The 19,819-nt window shown below is 58.9% G+C and carries 18 protein-coding genes; 11 read left to right on the top strand and 7 right to left on the bottom strand.

The window, feature by feature from the left end; genetic code table 11:
• The first annotated feature begins 44 nt into the window (after positions 1 to 44).
• Positions 45 to 983, top strand: a complete 939-nt coding sequence (locus DV706_RS04925; protein WP_006066236.1) for a S49 family peptidase — start codon at positions 45 to 47, stop codon at positions 981 to 983.
• A complete protein-coding gene (locus DV706_RS04920) occupies positions 980 to 1,999 on the top strand; it encodes a DUF4350 domain-containing protein (protein WP_006066237.1) in 1,020 nt (339 codons plus the stop codon). Before DV706_RS04925 ends, DV706_RS04920 begins: the two co-directional genes overlap by 4 nt.
• 105 nt (positions 2,000 to 2,104) lie before the next feature.
• On the opposite strand, the gene DV706_RS04915 is transcribed toward DV706_RS04920, so the two are convergent.
• Complete coding sequence (locus DV706_RS04915) at positions 2,105 to 2,764, bottom strand: metalloprotease family protein (protein WP_006066238.1); 660 nt, start codon at positions 2,762 to 2,764, stop codon at positions 2,105 to 2,107.
• A gap of 85 nt (positions 2,765 to 2,849) precedes the next feature.
• The gene (locus DV706_RS04910; RefSeq protein WP_006066239.1) at positions 2,850 to 3,254 is read right to left on the bottom strand and encodes a UPF0146 family protein; all 405 of its coding nucleotides are present in this window, start codon (positions 3,252 to 3,254) and stop codon (positions 2,850 to 2,852) included.
• Between the two features lie 39 nt (positions 3,255 to 3,293).
• Between DV706_RS04910 and DV706_RS04905 the strand changes: the two genes are divergently transcribed.
• Together DV706_RS04905 and DV706_RS04900 are read left to right on the top strand one after the other, a co-directional pair.
• Entirely contained in the window at positions 3,294 to 3,815 is a 522-nt protein-coding gene (locus tag DV706_RS04905) for an archaemetzincin family Zn-dependent metalloprotease (RefSeq protein ID WP_006066240.1), read from the top strand.
• Positions 3,816 to 4,112: 297 nt separating this feature from the next.
• On the top strand, positions 4,113 to 4,895 hold the full coding sequence (locus DV706_RS04900) for a hypothetical protein (protein ID WP_006066241.1): 783 nt from the start codon (positions 4,113 to 4,115) through the stop codon (positions 4,893 to 4,895).
• A gap of 65 nt (positions 4,896 to 4,960) precedes the next feature.
• On the opposite strand, the gene DV706_RS04895 is transcribed toward DV706_RS04900, so the two are convergent.
• The 4 genes from DV706_RS04895 to DV706_RS04880 all read right to left on the bottom strand — a co-directional run bounded on the left by DV706_RS04895 (position 4,961) and on the right by DV706_RS04880 (position 11,299).
• Entirely contained in the window at positions 4,961 to 6,775 is a 1,815-nt protein-coding gene (locus DV706_RS04895; RefSeq protein ID WP_006066242.1) for a ribosome biogenesis/translation initiation ATPase RLI, read from the bottom strand.
• Positions 6,776 to 6,777: 2 nt separating this feature from the next.
• The gene (locus DV706_RS04890) at positions 6,778 to 7,101 is read right to left on the bottom strand and encodes an EMC6-like membrane protein (protein ID WP_006066243.1); all 324 of its coding nucleotides are present in this window, start codon (positions 7,099 to 7,101) and stop codon (positions 6,778 to 6,780) included.
• Positions 7,102 to 7,212: 111 nt separating this feature from the next.
• Complete coding sequence (locus DV706_RS04885) at positions 7,213 to 10,551, bottom strand: DUF7289 family protein (protein ID WP_136350808.1); 3,339 nt, start codon at positions 10,549 to 10,551, stop codon at positions 7,213 to 7,215.
• Between the two features lie 205 nt (positions 10,552 to 10,756).
• The gene (locus tag DV706_RS04880; RefSeq protein WP_006066245.1) at positions 10,757 to 11,299 is read right to left on the bottom strand and encodes a DUF7344 domain-containing protein; all 543 of its coding nucleotides are present in this window, start codon (positions 11,297 to 11,299) and stop codon (positions 10,757 to 10,759) included.
• Between the two features lie 198 nt (positions 11,300 to 11,497).
• Here DV706_RS04880 and DV706_RS04875 point away from each other — a divergent pair, with 198 nt between their 5' ends.
• The 7 genes from DV706_RS04875 to DV706_RS04845 all read left to right on the top strand — a co-directional run bounded on the left by DV706_RS04875 (position 11,498) and on the right by DV706_RS04845 (position 18,377).
• Complete coding sequence (locus DV706_RS04875; protein WP_006066246.1) at positions 11,498 to 12,418, top strand: hypothetical protein; 921 nt, start codon at positions 11,498 to 11,500, stop codon at positions 12,416 to 12,418.
• A gap of 350 nt (positions 12,419 to 12,768) precedes the next feature.
• Positions 12,769 to 13,332: a hypothetical protein gene (locus tag DV706_RS04870; protein WP_136350807.1), complete on the top strand. Its 564-nt coding sequence runs from the start codon at positions 12,769 to 12,771 to the stop codon at positions 13,330 to 13,332.
• Positions 13,333 to 13,401: 69 nt separating this feature from the next.
• Positions 13,402 to 14,541: a hypothetical protein gene (locus tag DV706_RS04865; RefSeq protein ID WP_006066248.1), complete on the top strand. Its 1,140-nt coding sequence runs from the start codon at positions 13,402 to 13,404 to the stop codon at positions 14,539 to 14,541.
• 104 nt (positions 14,542 to 14,645) lie between these two features.
• A complete protein-coding gene (locus DV706_RS04860) occupies positions 14,646 to 15,815 on the top strand; it encodes a signal peptidase I (RefSeq protein WP_006066249.1) in 1,170 nt (389 codons plus the stop codon).
• A 144-nt stretch (positions 15,816 to 15,959) separates the two neighbouring features.
• A complete protein-coding gene (locus tag DV706_RS04855; RefSeq protein WP_006066250.1) occupies positions 15,960 to 17,138 on the top strand; it encodes a DUF5305 domain-containing protein in 1,179 nt (392 codons plus the stop codon).
• Positions 17,139 to 17,622: 484 nt separating this feature from the next.
• Positions 17,623 to 17,916, top strand: coding sequence for a MarR family transcriptional regulator (locus DV706_RS04850; protein ID WP_006066251.1), 294 nt, complete (start codon positions 17,623 to 17,625; stop codon positions 17,914 to 17,916).
• Positions 17,917 to 17,963: 47 nt separating this feature from the next.
• Positions 17,964 to 18,377, top strand: coding sequence for a hypothetical protein (locus DV706_RS04845; protein WP_006066252.1), 414 nt, complete (start codon positions 17,964 to 17,966; stop codon positions 18,375 to 18,377).
• Here the strand turns inward: DV706_RS04845 and DV706_RS04840 are convergent, their stop codons facing one another.
• On the bottom strand, positions 18,378 to 19,280 hold the full coding sequence (locus DV706_RS04840) for an NAD+ synthase (RefSeq protein ID WP_006066253.1): 903 nt from the start codon (positions 19,278 to 19,280) through the stop codon (positions 18,378 to 18,380). It lies immediately after the preceding gene.
• Positions 19,281 to 19,819 lie beyond the last annotated feature (539 nt).

The following is a 19,819-nucleotide window of genomic DNA, read 5'->3' as shown; positions in this document are numbered from 1 at the left end:
ACACTCGTATTCATACATGTCCGATCTGAGAACGGTGCAACGACATGGAATTACGTCCGTGGCGGCGTCTCACACGCCGACAACAGGTCGCTGCAGTCGTGCTCGTCGCAATCGCGGCGGGTGCACTCGCAGCGCCACAGGTTTATGCCCAGGCGAATGGATCGGATGAAACCGTTGCAGTAATCGAAATCAACGGGGCGATCGACTCGAACACCGCACAGGAGTTCGAAGACCAGCTCCGAGAGGCTCGACACAACGAGTCGGTCGGCGCCGTCGTGCTTGATGTCGACAGCCCCGGTGGCCAGCCCGCCTCGAGCGAACGGATGTACACGGCAGTCGAACGCACGTCGGCTGAGATGCCGGTGATCGCGGCTGTCGACCAGATGGGTGCGTCCGGTGGCTACTACGCGATGCTTCCAGCCGACGAGATATACGTGACATCGTCCTCGACCGTCGGAAGCGTCGGTGTGATGGGGCCTGCGCCAACGCCGGCGGGACCAAGCGAGGGCACAACGGCACCGGATAAGGGAACCTCACATCCCGACGATACTCGGTCGGATACCGAACTCATCAAGCAGACGTTCCTCGAAAGCGTGTTCGAACAGCGAGGAGACGAACTCGAGCTCACCCGAGAGGAAGTCGCACACGCACGGATCTACTTCGGCACCGAAGCCGTCGACAACGGAATCGCAGACGAGATCGGAACGGTCGACGACGCGATTCACGACGCCGCAACTGACGCCGGCATGGGGTCGTACGACGTCGTCACACACCGTTCAGAAACTAACGCTGGGATGCCGATCGGATTCGACGCTGCGGAAGACGACCACGATGTCATCGACCGATCAGGTGAGGGCCTCAACCCCCACCAGCCCCAGCTAGTCGCTCCTGAGGTATGGCATAACGCGGTCGAAAACACTGACGACAACGCGACAACCGACCCACAGGAGACGGCGGTCGAAAACGGAGGTGAGATCGAATGAGCGGCCGCGGGAAAACCCTGGTCGCTGCCTTTGTCGCCGTATTCGTGCTGACAGTCGGCGTCGTTTCACTTGGAACGCTGGCGCTCGAGGAAGGGACACCCGAGCAGCCAGCCGTCGAAACAGACCACTTCCAGCCCGAGAACGCACTTCCAGAGGAAACGGCTGACGGTGGAGAGATCCCGATGGACAGTGCCGAACCGGCAAACGATGTGGTAATCCACACCGGAACCGGGATGCCAAGTGGAGGGCTGCTGATGATGGCCGAAGACGGCAGCGATCGCGAACTGTCGACCGGCTCCACCGGCGGTCCGGAACGCGATGTCGGCCCACTCGCCACGACACTCGTCTCGAACGGCCACGGTGTCGAGTTCTACGCCGACGAGTTCGAGGACGAGCCACTCGAGCAGACACTTGCCGACGCCGACGCGTTCGTGACGACCGCGCCGGAACAGCTCTCGAGTGCTGAGCGCGACCAGATCGACGAGTTCGTCGACGCTGGCGGCCGCGTCGTGATCGCCGCGGATCCAGGCAACTCCGACAGCGTCATCGAACTCGGCTCGTCGGCCGGTATGTACACCGAATCGGGGTATCTCTACAACCTCGCCGAGAACGACAACAGCTACCTCAGTCTGTACGCCGAGCCGGCAGGTGACTCGCCGCTGACCACGGGTGTCGACGAGGTCGTTCTTCGGAGTGCAGCCGCAGTCGGAACCGCACAGGGGACGACCACGATGAAGACGAGCGCCGACACGCGGCTCTCGACTACCCGCGAGGCAGACAGCTACGCCGTCGGTGCCCACTACGGTGATCTCGCGGTGATCGGTGACTCGAGTTTCCTGGCTCCGGAAAACGCCCATCGGGCCGATAACAACATCCTCATCGGCAACGTCGCCGAGTTCCTCGTCTCCGGAGAGACGACGGGCGAGTTCGGACCTGACGACCCGGTCGGACCTGATCCCGGAGCACAGCCACCGGATGAGGAACCGATCGAAACAGAGCCGATAGACGAACCGTAGCTGGCTCGAGTCCCACCATCGATGAGCCACACCGACTGTCGTTACTGTCGCTCGGAAGCTGTATGAAAACGGCAGTCGCCCTCAGTGCGTCTCTTTTGAGGGGTTTCAGAGGCCCACCGAGCCGACCGCATAGAACGCGATGATGGCCAACCCGATAGCGTAGACCACGTCTGCCCACAGCCACGAGAGCAGGTTCACGACGTAGATGACAAGCACAACCGGCACACCGAGGAGAACGACCGGTGATCGCCGCCACTCTGCTCGCGACCGGACCCAGAGCGTGTTCGCATCGCCGGTGCTCGGAAACGCCTGCATGCCAACGGACAGTCCCAGCCAGCCGAGCACGGCGGCAAGGACGAGCACCTCGCTCGAGACTGTCCGAAGGTCGGCGAGCAACTCGAGTGAGAGCGGACTCCCGACGACGGAGGTCACGAGGATGGCAACGCCGAGAAACGCCGCCAGCGAGACGACAGTGTTGACCAGAAACGGCGCCACACTGATGACGAACGACTTGCGGTACCGATCCGGCTGTGCGTGGCGCACGTAGCCCGACGGGTCGCCGAATCTGAAGTACGCGACCTCGAGAACGGGGACGCCGACGAGATGGCAGGCCTGCTTGTGGGCGAACTCGTGGACGACGACCCCCGGAACTGTAAGCAGTTGCAACCCGAACCAGCAGAGCGTCCCGATGCCGATGATCGCGGTCGCGAGAACGGCAAGTGCGAAGACGAGCGCAACGACAGGGAGGACGACATCGACGGGCATCGATCACTCAACTATCGTGACCGTTCGTAATACCTTCGACTCTTGAAACAGAGCTGTGTCCGGCAGTATGACTGCGCTGGTCGCGTCATCGACCCATTGGCTGGGCGACGTACAGCGTCCCTGTCTCGATTGTCCGGCGTTCGACCGGCACCGCGGGTTGGTCGCCACCGAGGGTCGTAAACAGAAACACCGCGTCGGCTGTGCGAGCGACCTCGAGTGTTGGGCGGTGGAGTTCTGGAGGGAGGTTGAGCGCGTAAATCGCGTCCGCATCGGCGTAGATTGACGAGTCGGGGTCGACGATATCGTCGCGGACGAATCGAACCCCATCGGGAACGTCGCGGTCGTGAACGTCGGTTGCGGTGACGGACACGTCTTCGTCGACGAGTGCCGCCGCCATGTCGGTTCGTCGACCGATTCCGACCTCGATAACTCGATCGTAGATCGACAGGGTGTCGAGCAACGGCTCCAGGTTCCGGCGAGAGTGTGCCACGGCGGGACGTTTATGCCATCCGCGGCCATAGCCCTTGCCATGCTCGTCGATATCGTGCCGGTCGGCAATGTCTCCGCGAACGTCAAGCGGGCGGCTTCGACCGCATTGCGATCGGTCTACGACTGCGACGTTACGGTCAACGACGCTCAGTCGGTCCCGAACGGCGCATACGACGCTGACCGGAACCAGTACACCGCCGAAACGTTCATCCAACTCGCTGAACGGGTCGGCCGAGGAGACAAAAATATCGCCATCACGCCACACGATCTCTTCTACCGCCGTCGCAACTACGTCTTCGGCTTGGCCTACCTCGACGGCAGCGGTAGCGTCGTCTCGACCTACCGACTCCAGACCTCGAGCGACGGCGGCTTCTCGAACCAGAGCGCAGCCGACATCTTCGAGGACCGCGTCCGCAAGGAGATCGTCCACGAGATCGGCCACACCTACGGTCTCGAACACTGTGACAACAACCGCTGTGTTATGAACTTCTCGCCGACCGTTCGCGAGGTCGACATCAAAGAGGAGAACCTCTGTGGAAGCTGTCAACGACTGATTAGCTGACACTCGAGTGGCGTTCTCGAACCGTCTCGTTCCCCTACAGTGTGGGCTGTCAGCCCGTTTGACGCAGGGCCTGACGACGATGACCGGCTCGCGACCAGCAACGTTTCGTGGCGAGTACACCGCGCTCAAGCGAGGTCGATGTGTCACGACGCGTTCGACGGTTCGATCGATCGCGGAACAACGATTTATTTCTCGACCGCCTAACGCGACTATCCGAATCACCGTGTCACCGCACACCCAGTCCTTGCCGACCGACGCGCGACCCTCGACCAGTCAGGACGCTCGTCACCATCGGCGATGTCGATGCTGGGGGTGGAGCCAGTGACCGACTCGACCGACGACGAAATCGAGATCGAAATCGAACGCGAGACACGGTCGTCGACGGCGGATCGATCGACCCACGATGACGAGCGACCACCTGCGTCGGACGCGGTCGACGCCACCGCTCCCGAGCGAGCCCTCGAGGACGAACTCGGTCGAATCGACCTGCTGACGACGCCGGATGGCTACGTCGAGGGACGCGTAACGGGCCTCGAATCGGTGGACGAACGAACGGTCCGACTCGAGGTCACCCTGCCCCACGACGAGGTCGCCGTCTTCACGCTCGAGAAGCCGATCCCCTGGTCCGAGCAGTATCTCCTCGCGCGAATCGTCGAGGACGTCGGCTACGACGCCGCATCGATCGGTCATCTCGTCGGGGAGTCGGTGTATCTGGCCCGGATAGACCGTGATACACGGGCCGACGAGGATGCGTGGTGGACACCGCTGACTCGACGCGCCGGCGACGCCGTCGTCGCCTCACTGATGGGCGATCGGTACCGACTCGAGGAAACCCACTCTCCCGAGTGGCGGCTGGTCGATCCACTCGAGCGTCCCTCGAGTGGAGACGACGACTCCACAGCGGCTGCGACGCGCGTCGTCGCCGCCGGACTGATCGTCCTCGGCAGCCTCGTCGCCGCGGCGGGTGCCGTCTTCGGGGCGACGGGCGGGCTCGTCGTCTCGAGTGCCGTGCTCGGGTATGCGCTGCCGGGGCTCGTGCTCGCGTGGTTCGGACTCGCGATCCTCCTCGATGAGTCGTAGTTTGAGATCGCAGAAATCGATCAGCTGACGCGCATTCGCCGTTGAATCCCGAATCGACCGTTCGATCAGGGTGCGTAGTAGTACTCGCCCTCGCTTTTCTGCTGGCGATCCAGCTGCGAGTCGGGTTTGTTGATCCGCGGGCGTGACGTCCGCTCGTCCCGGCGGAACGTCACGTCGAGGTTTGCCAGGAACTCGTTCATTCCATCGCGCATCGGCTGTGGCTGGCCAGCACGACCGGACACGGCTGGCTCGCCGTCGAAGACCATCAGTCGGTCGGCAAGCAGGTCGATCGTGTAGATGTCGTGGTCGATGACCATCACGGTCGCGTCCTGCTGTTCGGCATACCGCCGAATCGCGCTCGTCGCCTGCACACGCTGTTCGACGTCGAGGTGGGCGGACGGCTCGTCGAGCAGGTAGAGGTCGGCGGAGTCGGAGAGACAGGCCGCGATGGCGACCCGCTGGCGCTCACCACCGGAGAGATCAGAGAGATTCTGCTCCATAATTCGCTCGAGTTGGAGCGGCTGGGCGATTTCTGTGTTCCAGTATGACGAGCCAAACTGGTCCGTAATCGACGAGAGGAAGGCGTCGACCCGCATCGGCTGATCGATGGTGACGTACTGGGGCTTGTAGGAGATGTCCAGATCCAAGTCCGTGTCGCCGGCATCCGACTCGAGGTTACCCGTCAACAGCTTTGCGAACGTCGATTTCCCGATCCCGTTCGGGCCGACGATTCCGAGCACTTCGTTCTCCCGAATCGCACCGCCTTCGACTTCGAGGGTGAACTCACCGTCGCCGTAGCTTTTGGTGAGGTCGGGGTACTCGACGAGCGTGTCGCCGCGAGATTCCGTACGCGGAGCGTGTTCTTCGAACTCGATCGGGTTCGGCCGAATCCGCATGTTCTCGTTGTCGAGATAGCCCGAGAGATACTCGTTGATCCCGTTTCGGACGGATTTCGGCGACGTGATGACACCGTAGGCCCCCGGCTCACCGTAGGCGACGTGGAGTGTGTCCGCGAGCAGATCCAGGATCGCGAGGTCGTGCTCGACGACGAGCACCGACTTGTCTTCTTCCTCGGCGAGTTCGCGAATCAGCCGCGCTGCGGTGACCCGCTGGCTCATGTCGAGATACGGTGTAATTTCGTCCAGGAAATAGAAATCCGTGTCTCGTGCCAGCGTCGCCGCAAGTGCGACCCGCTGGAGTTCACCGCCCGAGAGGTCGTCGATCGCCTGGTCCATGACGGGGCCGATCTCGAGGCGCTCGACGAGGTATTCCAGTGCGTCACGCTCGTTCGTGCGCTCGAGCAACTCGCGGGTGTTGCCGTCGAAACTGTTCGGAATCTGGTCGACGTACTGGGGCTTTCGGGCGACGGTGATCTCGCCGTCCCGAACGTCCGCGATGTAGTCTTGTAGCTCCGTCCCGCGGTAGGCCTCGAGCACTTCGTCCCAGCCAGGTGACTCGTCGTGACGGCCCAGATTGGGCTCGAGTTCGCCCGCGAGAATGCGAACGGCGGTCGTCTTCCCGATCCCGTTCGGCCCGAGAATCCCCGTGACCTGCCCGTCCTGTGGCGCGGGGAGTCCGTACAGCGAGAACGCGTTCTCGCCGTAGCGGTGGACTGGATCGTCCTGCAGTTCCTTCGGGAGGTTGATGATCTCGATCGCGTCGAAGGGGCATTTCTCGACACAGATCCCGCAGGTCTCGCCGAGACAGATCTCCTCGGAGATGTGGATCTGTTCGGGTTGGCCCTCGGTGGTCTCCTCGCCACGCAGGGTGATACACTCCTTGCCCGTTCGGTTCGGCGGGCAGTAGTTCTTACACTCGTAGCTACAGCGGTCGGGCTGGCACCGATCCAGATCGACCACGGCGATACTGTCGTCGGCCATCGTTAGATCGTGGCCTCCGCCGTCAGCAGGATCCCCCACGTCACGAACCACAGCGAGAACGTCATGAACGTGATGAACAGGTAGTGTTTCACCCCGAACTCGTCCTCACCGTAAATCCCGGTGAAATCGTAGAGCAGAAACTGCGCGAGGATCGCCCCTGCGACGAGCATGAGCGCTCGCGTGTCTCCAGCCGCGTCCGCCGGGCCGACATCGCCCGTAATGGACATCGAGGCGAATGCCGCGGCGACGCCGAGCAGCGCTGACAGTGCCGTCACGCTGATCGAGCGAATGTGCTCGCGTCGGTCACTGATCGATTCGGTCGACATGGCTCGATGTCCGCGTTCGGGCCTAAAAAGGCGTTCGGGTTGGTCTCGAGGGATGTTCGATTCGTGGTGGGGCTCGAGATAGGTACCGAAGGGGTTAGCCGACAGTCCGGATTAGTCTACGCTAACAGCGTCGACAGCAATACCAATATTTGTATCTCCTATAACGTCATCAGCTGAACTATTCGACCCTCCGAACCGATCTTCCTCAAGATCTGCTTCCTCGATTTTAATATCCACCGAATCTTCCCTGTCTTCGCTCTGAACGGTGAGTTCACTGGTTCCATCGTCGGAGAAACTGGTAGCCCATTCGAGTGTGATTTGCTCGCTATCCTCTGTCTCGAGGAGGCTATCGAGCGTTACCTCTTTCGTGTCGACCGGACGGTCGTCAGCCGTGAGAACGATCGTTTGTGTCTCGTTCTGATTATGTCTGTCCTGATATAGGCTCGTGATCGTTGCAGTGACTGTTGCGTCTTCCCCAGCAGTCACGTTCTCCTCGATGTCGTCGATCTCCACCTCGAAGATACCCTCTGCTTCAAGTTCCCAGATGAACCGCGGATAATCGTCTGGAATCGCAACCCAGGGACCACCCTCTTCTTCGAATTCAAGGTTTCCCATCCGACCGTCCTGGTTCACGTCGACGCCAGTCATTACGTCTTTGCTCCGCCCGTTCCAGCCGAGCGTAGGGTCTGGTGCCAATCGATCGACATCGTTGACGCCGTATGGCTCTTCGGTGTTGCGCCAGTAGACACTCTTGGCGAACGTATCGCCTTGGTGGCTCACAGATGCGCCGCCGAGGATCGTTCCAACGACTGCACCAGTCGCACCGTCGAATCCCTCCGCGTTGGTGATCGTATACATTTGTTCGAACGTGGAGTCCCGATAGGACGACGTCCCGATGAGCCCACCTGCATGGCTCCGGTCCGGCGAACTTCCAAACTGGGTATACTTCTCCCCGTCGGCGATCACCATCATATTCTGTGTATATCCGACTGACACTTCAGTCTGGAACGTCGATCGACCGACTAGGCCACCAATCCCTTCACCGTTCATGCCGTCCCTGTTCGGTCCACCGATGACAGTCCCTTCCGCGACGAGTTCGTTGTCGAGACTGGCGTGGACGCCGTCACCAACCAACCCACCGACAAGTTGCTCCTCGGCCTCGACTCTGCCTTCACTCCGTGATTGGATCACTTTGCCGCCAGCCTGTCCAACGAGTGCACCAACGTGTTGTTGTCCGTGAACGTCTACGTCGGCGAGTCTGACGTTCTCAATCGTCGAGCCGGAACCGACCGGATCAATGTTCGTGGTGTGACCAGTTGCACCGAACAGCCCGACGAACCGCTCGTCCGGACGGTCAATGTACAACCCTTCGATCAGATTGCCGTTACCATCGAACGTCCCATCAAACGAGCCACTAGAAGAGCCTTGAAGCCACTGAGAAGCGTATGCATTACCGTCTTGACCGATCGGTTCGAAGCCGGCACCACCGTTCCAGAACTCTGTTCCGTGAGCGTCGATATCGTCGACGAGTTCATAGTGAGCGTATAGGTCGTCGTTGATGCACTGGAGTTCGTCAATATTGCTCACATTGTACGGATCATCGCTCGTACCGCTTCCCTCGTAGCTGACCTCACTGCAAACGGGACCGTCGCGCTCGAGTACAACGACAGCTTCCATCTCGTCGTCCACGACACCGTTTGCCTCGTCGTAGATCTCGACCGTAACCCGGTGAGTGATCTCGTCGTCGTCAGTCTCATACTCGAAATCTACTGTTCCACCGCTCCAGTCATTGATTCCATACTCGACAGTATTGATCTCGTCGCCGTCTGGGTCTGCTAATCGAGCGACGTAGTTATCAGAATCCCCACTGACTGTTTCAACATCGGCTTCGATATCTGCAGTCTGGCCCTGCTCAATCGGTCCGTCGATACTGACATCTTTTAATTCGACGAAATTGACCAGATTGTCAACATCTGTCGTATGGCTATCCGTGTCCGTTTCAACCGTTATCTGATCGTTCGGTTCTGGAACGTCAACAGCGCCCCATTCGAGTTCTATTGTCTCGCTTTCCCCCTCATCAAGTTCGATTGTGCCAATATCAACCGGGTTCTCATTGAATCCCTCGAGTCTGACGAACTGCTGGTCAGCGATTGGGCCTTCGTTTGTAATTTGGACGTCAGCTGTCAGTGTGTCTCCTGGCTTGAGCGGCCCATTGAAGCTGACATCGTCGATAGCGAACGTCGGTGCCTCATCGACTACAATGAATGTCCCTCGGTCGTCGAGCGTGTCTCCGGTGTCTCCGTCCGGATCAGTTTCGACATCGTACCGGTACTCATTTCCTGGCTCGACATCAGTAGTGTTCGACCCACCGCCTGTCCGGAAGAAGTGGTTTCCACCGTCCCACTTGTTTTGAGACGCCGTTGATATTGTTTCGTTCTTCTCAATTTTACTTTTTGATGAAATCGATCGGTCCTCAACAAGCCCGTCGGTTTCATTCCAGATCGAGAGGGTGGCCGTGACATTGTCCTTGGTGTCTCCGTAGTTTTTCAGTGTGGTATTTATATGGAAATTAGTACCATACTCAACAACGTTGTTTTCGATCGTATGTGGTTGTCCCTCATCGTGTGGCGTTAGCCCGTTGTCGTCTTCAATCAAGAAATGTGGTTGGGACTCAGGATTGCCCAGCCCTTTTACTTTCACGACGGCGGCATCCTCGCCAAGTTCGTCCGGCCCATCTACCGTGACATCTCCCTTGTTGACATCCTCTTTCTCGCTTCTGAAGTGCTGTTCCCACCCTTCAGCATACTCACTTTCAACCCTAATAGCAAAATGATCACCAGTGGGATTTTCTGTTACATCATTGAGTGAACCGCCGGCTTTCATACCAGCTCTGGGGTCATTTTGGACTCTCGAGAGCGAGTCTCCACCGGCTTCGCTGTTGATTTGAACAAAATTCAACTCAACGCTACCGTTGGGCCCGAACCCGATCTGAGGTGGTTTCTCGACACTTGTCTGGGAGCCAGTTCGTTCCCAGATCCCACCACCCTGATGGGCAATCGTCCGATCGTCAAGTTCGTACTTGAGTGCACCGAGGGTCACCGAATTCTCGACTGGATCATCCCATGGATCCTCTGAATCGTTATACCAAGCAACCTCGAGCGTCCCGTCTTCGGCGGCCGACATCTCGGCATCAGGTGGCACCTCGAGCGACTGTGGCCCGTCCGAAATCGTCGCCGTCGCGAGCGCTTGATCGGTCTGTCCCATGTAGGTGATCGCCCGCTCCCGTTCGCTTTGGCTCTCTAGGGCATCGAACAGCGGCCCTGCAGCGACAAAGACCAGAACTGCACCTGCCAGTACCATTCCGAAGAGCAAGACGATGCCAATGATCGGTGCGCCACCCCGATCAGCGGACAGTTCTGATCGGTCATCGGCGCGTGTCCGGGGAGTCATTTATTGAGCTATCGAAGAACCATATTATATATCCTACGTATATTAAAGTAGAGAAGAATGTCTGTCTGTACATCAGGAACGGCTTGAAACGGGACAAAAGTCCACAGTGACCGCTTGATTATCACTCCTAAAAGTGACGATCCCGTCTCGAGGCCGGACATCAATCGAGTCGGAAACGCGACTCAAACTGGTGCTCGAGGCCGAGCTACGGTGGTTTCTCCATCGCTCCTAATCGCAGCCGCCGACTCTGGACGACGTGAACGACCGCCGACCCGACGAACAGTGCGACGACGATCGTCGCCCAACCGAGTTCCGGCACTGTCTCGGTGGGGATCCACTCGAGCCACAGCCCACCCATCACGATCGTCGCGACGGCGGCGAGTCCGAGATAGTACGTGCTCCACGGGATCGAATCGCTCGGAACCACGTCGAGGTAGATCTCCAGATCCGATACGTTCTCAGTGAGTTCGATCGTCCGATCGTCGAACTGGATCATGTCGGCTCGCTCGAGTGTCGGCAGGTGGGTCTGCTGTAACGATGTGTAGACGCGCTTGCGTTCGGCTGAGGTCAGTTCGTCGATCTCTTTGTCGAGTTCCCAGGCGGCGACGTGTTCGGCGAGGTCGCCCAGTTCGACGGGTTCGCCCTCGCGTTTGCAGTAATGAATCGCGTAGCGACGGCGCTGATTGCTCAGGAGATCGAAAATTTCCCCCTGGCCTGGATCTGACCGCGTCTCAGCCTGTGTCGCCATTGAAGCTTCTGTGCGAAACCGAGGAACTCACGACCAATAAGTATACTGTAGTATCACGAAACCGTGGGAATTGCACTCTGTGTAGAGCCACTCTGAGTCACGGCCACACCGACAGGGTCATCGGAACGGCTGCAACCTACAAGTAGACGTGACTGTCTTGCCCACAGAGTTATTGCTTGTTAGAACGAATACTCTAGTATGAAGCGTCGGGTGTTTATGGGACTCGGGGTGACAGCAATCGCCGCCGGCACGCTGCACAGCACCGGGGCAGCTAGCTCCATCACAGCCGGACGCGGGGTCTCGACTAGTGCAGCGGAGGATTCCACAGCGCTGGTTGGTCTTGATATCGCAGACGAGGTTGAATCGAACGAGGAAAGTGAACTCCTGACTGTGACAAATAACTTCACGGACTCGTTTGAGTTCACCATTGAATTAACTGGGGATGCGACGAGCAATGACTTTGAATTAGTTATTAATGGAACGAATGAAGGAAACATCGCAACGGAATCGGTTGACCCCGGTCCCGAAAATAGTCAGCAAATAAATATTGATGTCTCGGGTGGTGGTCATAACGAAGTCGGCGAGGATGGGATTACCTTTGACATAGACGTAGTCGTAAATAATAACGGACCGACAGTCACGCTAAGTCGTGGTGATGTCACAGTAACGAACCCCGGTGGTGGCGGTGGGAATACTGATGATGAAGAAGTAGACACCGTACCTGACAGCCGATTTAGCGTGCAAGAATTCACTTCTTCAGAAGCGGGCATCCTCGAATTTACGCTTTCGAACGGTGGAGACCCTGCAACGTTTACCCATGCAACAATCAACGAAGCAGGTGATGCCACTTTTGTCGGGAACGAAAATGATCCCGAACTAACTGACGGGAACGGCGGTGAGATTGATTTCAAAGGTGGCACAACCCAGAGCTGGATGATCGGAGAGAAGGAAGCCATCGAAGGTGGAAGTGATGTGAGTGACGAAACTACATTCACGATCCAACAATTGCAGGACGACTCAGACGATCCGGTCTCCCTCGTCGGTGAAACCGTCAGTATCACACTCGTATACGAGGACGGCGATGGAAGCTACGAACAGCAGTTTACTTTCGCGTTTTAACACAAAATTGGCTTTGGCGCACTGATCAGTGTCATATAAACGAGGTTACAGACACGAAACAGCATGGGGCGGCACTCGCCACATAAATCAACTACGAGATCAGCGATCGGCAGCCAGTGATATCAGCGAGACCTGTGTTCATTGATGACAGTCCGAAACGCTCGAGCTAGCCGATTTCGGCGGTTCAGGCCGGGCTTGAAGCGGATATCGGGGGTCCTGCGACGGGTATTATCAACCTTGAAGGAAGTCTCGATACGCAATACAAAGTAGGTGGGGTTCCAAGGGATGAGTAAGAGCCGCGTTCCGCCCCTCGCCGTTGGGGGCGGCGTGGCTACATGGAGACTACAATCATGAGCATGAACCGACGCAATGTGTTAGTTGGATTGGGAACGATCGTCGCGGGCGGCGGAGCTGCGCTGGGGACGGGTGCGTTTAGTAGTGTGACTGCCGACCGGACGGTAACTGTCGAGACTGCCGGTGACGCAGACGCCTTCCTCGGACTACAGATTCGAGATGATTTAGCTGCCGATGAAAACACGATCGATCTGAATTTTGAAAACGCTGGCAATGGTGCTGAAGGAATAAACGAGAACGCTAAAACCACATTGGATAAGGTTCTCCTTATCCAAAATAATGGGACACAAGAAAATATTGGAATTACGTTCGAGGTGGAGATAGATGACACGACCGATGCCAGCAATGTGTTCTCCTTCAACGAGAATAATGAGGGTGATTTCGACGATGGAGATGGTGGGATAGACCCTAATGGAGAACCTCTTAATCCTAACCAGAGTGCTGCATACGACTTGGAGATCAACCTTCGCGAAGATGAAGTCGATGTTCCCGACGCTCTCGACAGTGATGACAGCTTTGAGGTAACAGTGACGATTACGGCAGAGGAAGACTCAGAATAGGACGGCAAGGCTTGAAATAATACTCAGGCAAGCCTCCCACAGACACCAATCGGGCAGTCACACAGATGAATGCCATCCACCAAGATCCTCCTCACCGCTGCCGCAGCCTGCTTTCTCCTCGCGTTGGCAGTCCCAACAGTCGCGATCACGGTGGGTGAAGACACGGCGGCCGACGACGTCGTCCTCGAGCCAACCTCTTCCTACGCCACAATCCAAGACGACGAGCTCCGACTCGACCTCGAGGCGCTCAACGACCGTGCGATCACACACGCAGATGGCGTCTTCACGATCGCGGCCAACGACGACGCCGTCGAGGATATCTGGATCGAAAACGACGTCGACGGCCTCGAGTTCTACGCGGATGGCGACCGTGCAGCGACTGTTTCGGCGTCGAACCCGCTCGAGCCAACGGCCGGGCAGACGACGAGCATCGGCGTGGCGGTCGATACCCACCTCGCCGAGAGTGGGACGGAGACGTTCACGGTTCACGTCCGGTACGAGGCCGACGAGGAGGATGACGACGAAGACGAGTCGACCGATGTCGACCTCGAGTCCGTCGACCTCGATACGACGGCCGTCGAGACGGGCGATACCGTGACGGTGAACGCGACCTACCGGAACGACGGTCCGACGACGAAACAGCGGACAGCCGAGCTGACCGTCGATGGCGTCGTCGTCGACACCACGCAGTTCGAAATCGGCCCCGGCGAGACGGTGTCGGTGATCTTCGAACGGGAGCTGCAGTGGCCCGGCACGTACGAGATCGGCGTCGACGGGCAGACCACCTCGGTCACCGTCGAGGGGCCGCCGATCGACGTCCTCAACGCGTCGGTCACCACCACGGAGATCACCACGGGCGGGACGGCGACGATCGACGCGACGGTTCACAATCCCACGGACGTCGCGGTCGATCGCACTCTCGAGCTCGCCGTCGACGGCATCGTCGTCGATACGCGAACGGTAACGATCGAGCCGAACTCGGAGCGAACGGTGACGTTCGAGCGACAGTTCGACGAGGCGGAAACGTACGAGATCGCGATCAGTGGCGTCGACGCGGGCTCGGTCACCGTCACTGACTCCGAACCGTTCCAGATTCGGGACCGCGAACTCTCGGCGGCGACGACGGCAGCGCTTGCCCCGCCGACGGCGGCCGGGTTCCTGTTTCTGGCAGCCGCGGCGAACCGCCGCTGGGCGTTCGTCTCGAGGTAAGCGTGGCGACTCGAGGCCACTCCACGAGGCGTTTAAGACGGTCGATCTCGAATAACAATCCAATTAAATAGTCAGGTGTTCATGAACGTCCGCAGGACGAGTCAATGACGTCAGCGACGCTCCTCAAGCGAGTGTTCGGCGTTGTCGTCGCACTCGCCATCGTGTTGCTGTTGATCGGCCAGCTACTGGGACAGCCGATTTTGCTGGGCTACGTCGCGACGGGCAGTATGGAGCCGACGATGAACGCCGGCGACGGTTTCGTCGCGATTCCAAGCGCCGTCACGGGGTCGGTCTCGGACGGCGACGTGGTCGTCTTCGACGCGCGAGAGCTCCACGGCGGCGGGCTGACGACTCATCGCGTCGTCGGCGAAACCAGTGAGGGGTACGTCACGAAAGGTGACGCCAACCCGTTTACTGACCAGGACGGCAGTGAGCCCCACGTCACGGACGGCCAGATCGTCGCCAAGGCCTGGCAGGTAAACGGCGAGGTCGTCACGATCCCGCATCTCGGGACGGCGATTATGGGCGTCCATCACACCGTGGAGTCAGTTGTCGGGACGATCGCCCCGATTCTCGGCCTGACGACGTCGCCCGACTCGGAGGGGATCGGCTCACTGCTGGTCGCCGTCGGCGTCGCCCTGCTCGGCTTCGGCGTGCTCCTCGAGCGCCTCGGACCCGGACAGCGCGACAAGACGCGCTCGCGTTCTCGCGAGAACGTGCTCGCGTTCTGGACGACACTCGGGCTGGTCTTGCTCGTGTTCGTGACGTTTGCGACCGCAGCGATGGTGATTCCAGCCGGAACCACCGAGTACGAACTCGTGAGCACAGAGACGCCCGAGGAGAATCCACAGATCCTCGCACCCGGTGAGACGGGTGAACTCACCCGGACGGTCGACAACGCGGGCTATCTGCCGATTGTGGTCGTCCACGAGGCCAGAAGCAACAACGTCGAGACGGACCCGCCCTGGCAGACAGTGGGGCTTCGTTCGAGTGGGGAGACAACAGTCTTCCTGACAGCTCCCGAGACGACCGGGGAGTACACCCGCCATGTCGGAGAGCACCGCTATCTTGCGGTGTTACCGCCGTCGCTTCTGGTCTGGCTCCACGGACTCCACCCGCTCGTCGCGATCGCCGCCGTCAACGGCGTTATTGTCGGGGTTACTGTCACAATCGTCCTCGTGGTGTTCGGCCGCGGCGATTTGCGCCTTCGCTCTGCTGGCACGCACGTCTCGCTGTCGACGCGTCTCGCACGGCGACTCCGAAAATGGCTGTAACCATCGATCCAGTGGGAAGGGCCGATATCGTTATAATGGTCGCAAAAAGTGAATGTGTATGTGCGCGTCCTCCAGCCGACCCATTGGGACGGGCCGGGAACAGTGGAAGGACGGAGCCAATATGTCTAGCAAAGTGTTCGAACCGTGATCGATAATCCGCGTCTCGAGCTCGTGCTCGCCCAGTACGGTCGCCTACTCACGATCGCACTGGTCGTGATCGGTGTACTCGCACTCGTCGCGACAGGGTGGGCTGTCGCAAACCCTACGACGGAGACGACCACCCAGTACGGCGACGAACGCGTCTCGACCGACGTCCAAACGAGTGCCGTCGTCGTCCAGGATGGCGAGCTCTGGAACGAGGGTGATCGACTCGAGAACAGTGGTGTCTACGTGCTCAACGCCTCGCCAGAGCTGACCCTCGAGCCCGAAACCAGACTCGTCGACGAGGGCGACAGGACGCCGATCGACGACGCCAGCGTCCACCACGAGTTGACGCTTCGCTTCGAGGCAACCAGAGACGGGGAATCGTTCTGGAACGAGACACACACCGAAATCGACGAGTCGCCGGCAGTCGAAGACGGTGTCGCGATGTCGACAACGACGATCGACGTCGAATCCTACCGCGACCGCCAGCGCCAGTTAGAGCGTGAGCTGTCCGGCGTCGGTAACATCGATCTCGAGGTCGACGTCCACGTCGAGTACGAGACCGCGAGAAATCAGGGGACACAAGAGGCAACGACAACGTTTCACGTGACCGACGACGCATACTGGCTGGCGGAGTCGCTGTCTGCCTCCGACGGCCACACGTACCAGACGGCGACAGAACAGACGACCGAGTCGCGAAGTCTGGGAGCCATTGGTGGGCTCTCCGTACTCGGCACGCTCGCGCTCGTGGGTGCCGCGCTCGTTGCTCGACGAGCGCCGATCAACGAGGATGCTGCCCGCCGTGCAGTCCACGAACAGCGCTATGCCGAGTGGATCTCGCGTGGGTCGATTCCGATGTGGGTTGGAGACTATCACATCTCACTCGATACGTTAGAAGACGTCGTCGACGTCGCCATTGATACGAACGAGCGCGTCGTCAACGACCGCCAGCGTGGTCTGTTTGCCGTCGTCAGCGACGGCGTGGTCTACTACTACAGCGAACGTGGTCTCTGGGAGGAGACCGCCTGGCCGGAGATGAACCTCACGAAGCAACAACACGCGACTGACGAGAAGCCGGCGCTCTCAGCCGAGGAGTTAGGACTCGAGGACGAAACCGAGTTCGCCGACCCTGCCGACGGCGGGTTCGAGGACGATGAGGACGTCTGGAAGCAGCTGTAACTGTCAGAGGTGTCGCGGGGATGTGGCCACTGAACGGCAGTAGACGGAATCGAACAACGGCTATGCGATGGGGTGGAACCCATTGTGAGTGGAACGGTAGGGAAAGCGACAGCCGCAGGGTCGAGACGTGGTATCGTAACAACTGAAACGATTCACACACCGACCGTACAGCCCTCGTGAAATCTGGTGTGCAGTGACGTTCAGTAGCTACTATAGAATCACGGCCATCGGTTCGCACAGAGACTGGGCAGCCGATCACACAGCATGTCTCCTTTCACCCACTGACAACGACGTGATACCATAGTGATGCTAGTCTCGGTTGCTGCAGAATCTACCAGTATTTGACTACCGGGTCAGGTTTCGATATACTGCCATACACGCAATCTGAGTCTACTTTACCGTCTCGATTGTATCGGAATTTTTCACTTCAGTAACGCCTCGTAAGGCTCAACTTTTATGCCGCTGGGACCGTTCGATTCGTAGTATGGCAGAGACCGACGGGGAGGACATCGAAGACTTGCCACCGAGCGCCAAACTCGTCTTCAAGGTTCTCGAGTACGATGGGCCATTGACCCAGAAACAGATCGTCGAAGAATCGATGCTCTCAGCCCGGACCGTCCGGTACGCACTTGAACGTCTCGAGGGTATTGGGATTGTTGACGAGAATATCTACTTTGCAGATGCTCGGCAGAGTCTCTATCGAATCGAAGAACCGGTTGCCGCAGACGGTAACGGTGTCGACGAATCCCCGAAAAAGGACGCCTGCTGCGCGGAATAATCGAGCGTAAACGGCAGATTATTTTGTTGCGATGACTGTCCACCAGCATGGACAAAGAGACACTCCCACGGTGGGGATGGCTGTTGATCGGCCTGTTCGCGATGGCAATCATCGCGAACACGCTCAATATCGTCGTCCTCGGGCCAGCAGGACTGCCCGAGCAGTTCCAGGTAATTACAGTGATCACGCTGATGGCACCAGTGTTGATTTATATCGGTGTCTGGTACGACGAGGAGCGCCAGCACTACTGGGAGCAGTCTCAGGAACATATCGCCGGTGATGTGCTGTTCGTCTTCGTGGGTGCCGCGGTCGGCTCGGCGATCGCACTCGTCGCAATCGTCGATATCGGGCTCCCACGCCTTCTTCAGGACGTCGGCGCGATGGCTGCCGGCTTCATGCTGTCGTGGGGACTGTTCTGGTGGCGAAATCCGACCCTGTATCGCGCCGAGGCCAGTCGCTAGCTACCAGCCAGTATCGCTCTCTCGATCGCCAACCGCTGGCATCGGCGGCGTGACTCGTTTGTGTTGGGTTTCAGCACACAACCACGCGATCGATCGGGCCGTCTCACGATCGATACCGAGCGCAGCCGCAGCGTCACGGATCGACTCACCGTTGTCGACGAGACGTTGTAGCAGCGGGTCAATAACGTCGTAGGACGCACCGAGTTCGTCGGCATCGGTCTGGTCAGCCCAGAACCCTGCCGTCGGCTCCTTGTTGACGATCCGTCGTGGGATGCCGATCTGTGTTGCGAGCGCGCGCACTTCTGTTTTATATAGGTCGCCGAGCGGACACGTATCGGCTGCACCATCACCGAACTTCGTAAAGTAGCCGAGCAGCCACTCCGAGCGGTTCGCCGTTCCGAGCACGAGTCGCTGCTGTCGGTTCGCCGTATAGTACGCACAGCACATCCGCAGTCGCGCAATCACGTTGCCGATCGCGTGGTTTCGCTCGTGTGGGCGCCCACTCGAATCCGGATCGGCATTGGACTCGAGTTCACTCGCGACTGTCTCCTCGAACGTCTCGAGCAACGGCCGGAGCTGAATCTCCGTAAACTCGATGCCAAGCCCCTCCGCAATAGTGCGGGCCTCGCTGACGCCGGGGTATTCGGCCTTGTGACAGGGCAGCCCCAGTCCGACCACGCGGTCGCTTCCGAGCGCTTCGACGGCCAGCGCCGCCGTCACGGTAGAATCGACTCCACCGCTCATTGCGACGACGGCACCCTGTGCGCCTGCATCGTCGACGGCCGTTCGGATATCATCGACGATCAGCGAGCGGATTCGCTCGAGGCCGTTCGGGTCCGTAATGAACGATCCTGTCGATATCTGGGTACCAGAGTATCCGATTGTTTTCCTATTAGCTCCCATAGACATCGAACACCATTCTATCCATACTCGATTCAAACATTCGTCTTGTATAAATGCCTGATCCTTAAACAGCTAGTAGATCGGTGTGACATTGATAAACAAACAGGTAGTCGAAGGCGCGTTTGCGAATGTATCTCAATGGTTTTCGTGGAAAGATACCACGTATATCTCTTTAACCGGCACTAAAATAACCATTCGTTTAAATTGTCTGTCCTACTCTCCTACGCAGGGCTTTCTGTCCAATTCGCGTGTGGGTCGGCTCCGTTCCCGTTCGCGACTCTGTGGCACGTTGGGCCGCCTCTCGCTTGCTCTTCCTGTCGTCCGTCGATTCAGTTGGTACGCTATCGTTGGCTCACGGCCACACCCTATCGAACGGGCGTTTCATATGAGTGTGATCTTCAAAAATGGGCACTGGTTATACACGTGCCGTGCCGAATCGATCGGCTATCAGTCCCAGACTGTCCACACTCGTACGGACTGGTGTCAGTTCCGGCGTGCCCGCGTGCCGTCTCTGCGATTGCGCCGGGAAACAGGACAGC

This window comes from Natronorubrum bangense (genome assembly GCF_004799645.1).
Classification (GTDB): Archaea; Halobacteriota; Halobacteria; order Halobacteriales; family Natrialbaceae; genus Natronorubrum; species Natronorubrum bangense.
The sequence above is the reverse complement of the archived record's forward strand: the minus strand, read 5'-3'. Positions and strand labels throughout refer to the sequence as shown.

What these genes read in the sequence shown, in the direction of transcription:
- DV706_RS04925 (WP_006066236.1), top strand. Translation starts at nt 45, where the DNA reads ATGGAATTACGTCCGTGGCGGCGTCTCACACGCCGACAACAGGTCGCT.
- DV706_RS04920 (WP_006066237.1), top strand. Translation starts at nt 980, where the DNA reads ATGAGCGGCCGCGGGAAAACCCTGGTCGCTGCCTTTGTCGCCGTATTC.
- DV706_RS04915 (WP_006066238.1), bottom strand. Translation starts at nt 2,764, where the DNA reads ATGCCCGTCGATGTCGTCCTCCCTGTCGTTGCGCTCGTCTTCGCACTT.
- DV706_RS04905 (WP_006066240.1), top strand. Translation starts at nt 3,294, where the DNA reads ATGCTCGTCGATATCGTGCCGGTCGGCAATGTCTCCGCGAACGTCAAG.
- DV706_RS04900 (WP_006066241.1), top strand. Translation starts at nt 4,113, where the DNA reads ATGTCGATGCTGGGGGTGGAGCCAGTGACCGACTCGACCGACGACGAA.
- DV706_RS04895 (WP_006066242.1), bottom strand. Translation starts at nt 6,775, where the DNA reads ATGGCCGACGACAGTATCGCCGTGGTCGATCTGGATCGGTGCCAGCCC.
- DV706_RS04890 (WP_006066243.1), bottom strand. Translation starts at nt 7,101, where the DNA reads ATGTCGACCGAATCGATCAGTGACCGACGCGAGCACATTCGCTCGATC.
- DV706_RS04885 (WP_136350808.1), bottom strand. Translation starts at nt 10,551, where the DNA reads ATGACTCCCCGGACACGCGCCGATGACCGATCAGAACTGTCCGCTGAT.
- DV706_RS04880 (WP_006066245.1), bottom strand. Translation starts at nt 11,299, where the DNA reads ATGGCGACACAGGCTGAGACGCGGTCAGATCCAGGCCAGGGGGAAATT.
- DV706_RS04875 (WP_006066246.1), top strand. Translation starts at nt 11,498, where the DNA reads ATGAAGCGTCGGGTGTTTATGGGACTCGGGGTGACAGCAATCGCCGCC.
- DV706_RS04870 (WP_136350807.1), top strand. Translation starts at nt 12,769, where the DNA reads ATGAGCATGAACCGACGCAATGTGTTAGTTGGATTGGGAACGATCGTC.
- DV706_RS04865 (WP_006066248.1), top strand. Translation starts at nt 13,402, where the DNA reads ATGCCATCCACCAAGATCCTCCTCACCGCTGCCGCAGCCTGCTTTCTC.
- DV706_RS04860 (WP_006066249.1), top strand. Translation starts at nt 14,646, where the DNA reads ATGACGTCAGCGACGCTCCTCAAGCGAGTGTTCGGCGTTGTCGTCGCA.
- DV706_RS04850 (WP_006066251.1), top strand. Translation starts at nt 17,623, where the DNA reads ATGGCAGAGACCGACGGGGAGGACATCGAAGACTTGCCACCGAGCGCC.
- DV706_RS04845 (WP_006066252.1), top strand. Translation starts at nt 17,964, where the DNA reads ATGGACAAAGAGACACTCCCACGGTGGGGATGGCTGTTGATCGGCCTG.
- DV706_RS04840 (WP_006066253.1), bottom strand. Translation starts at nt 19,280, where the DNA reads ATGGGAGCTAATAGGAAAACAATCGGATACTCTGGTACCCAGATATCG.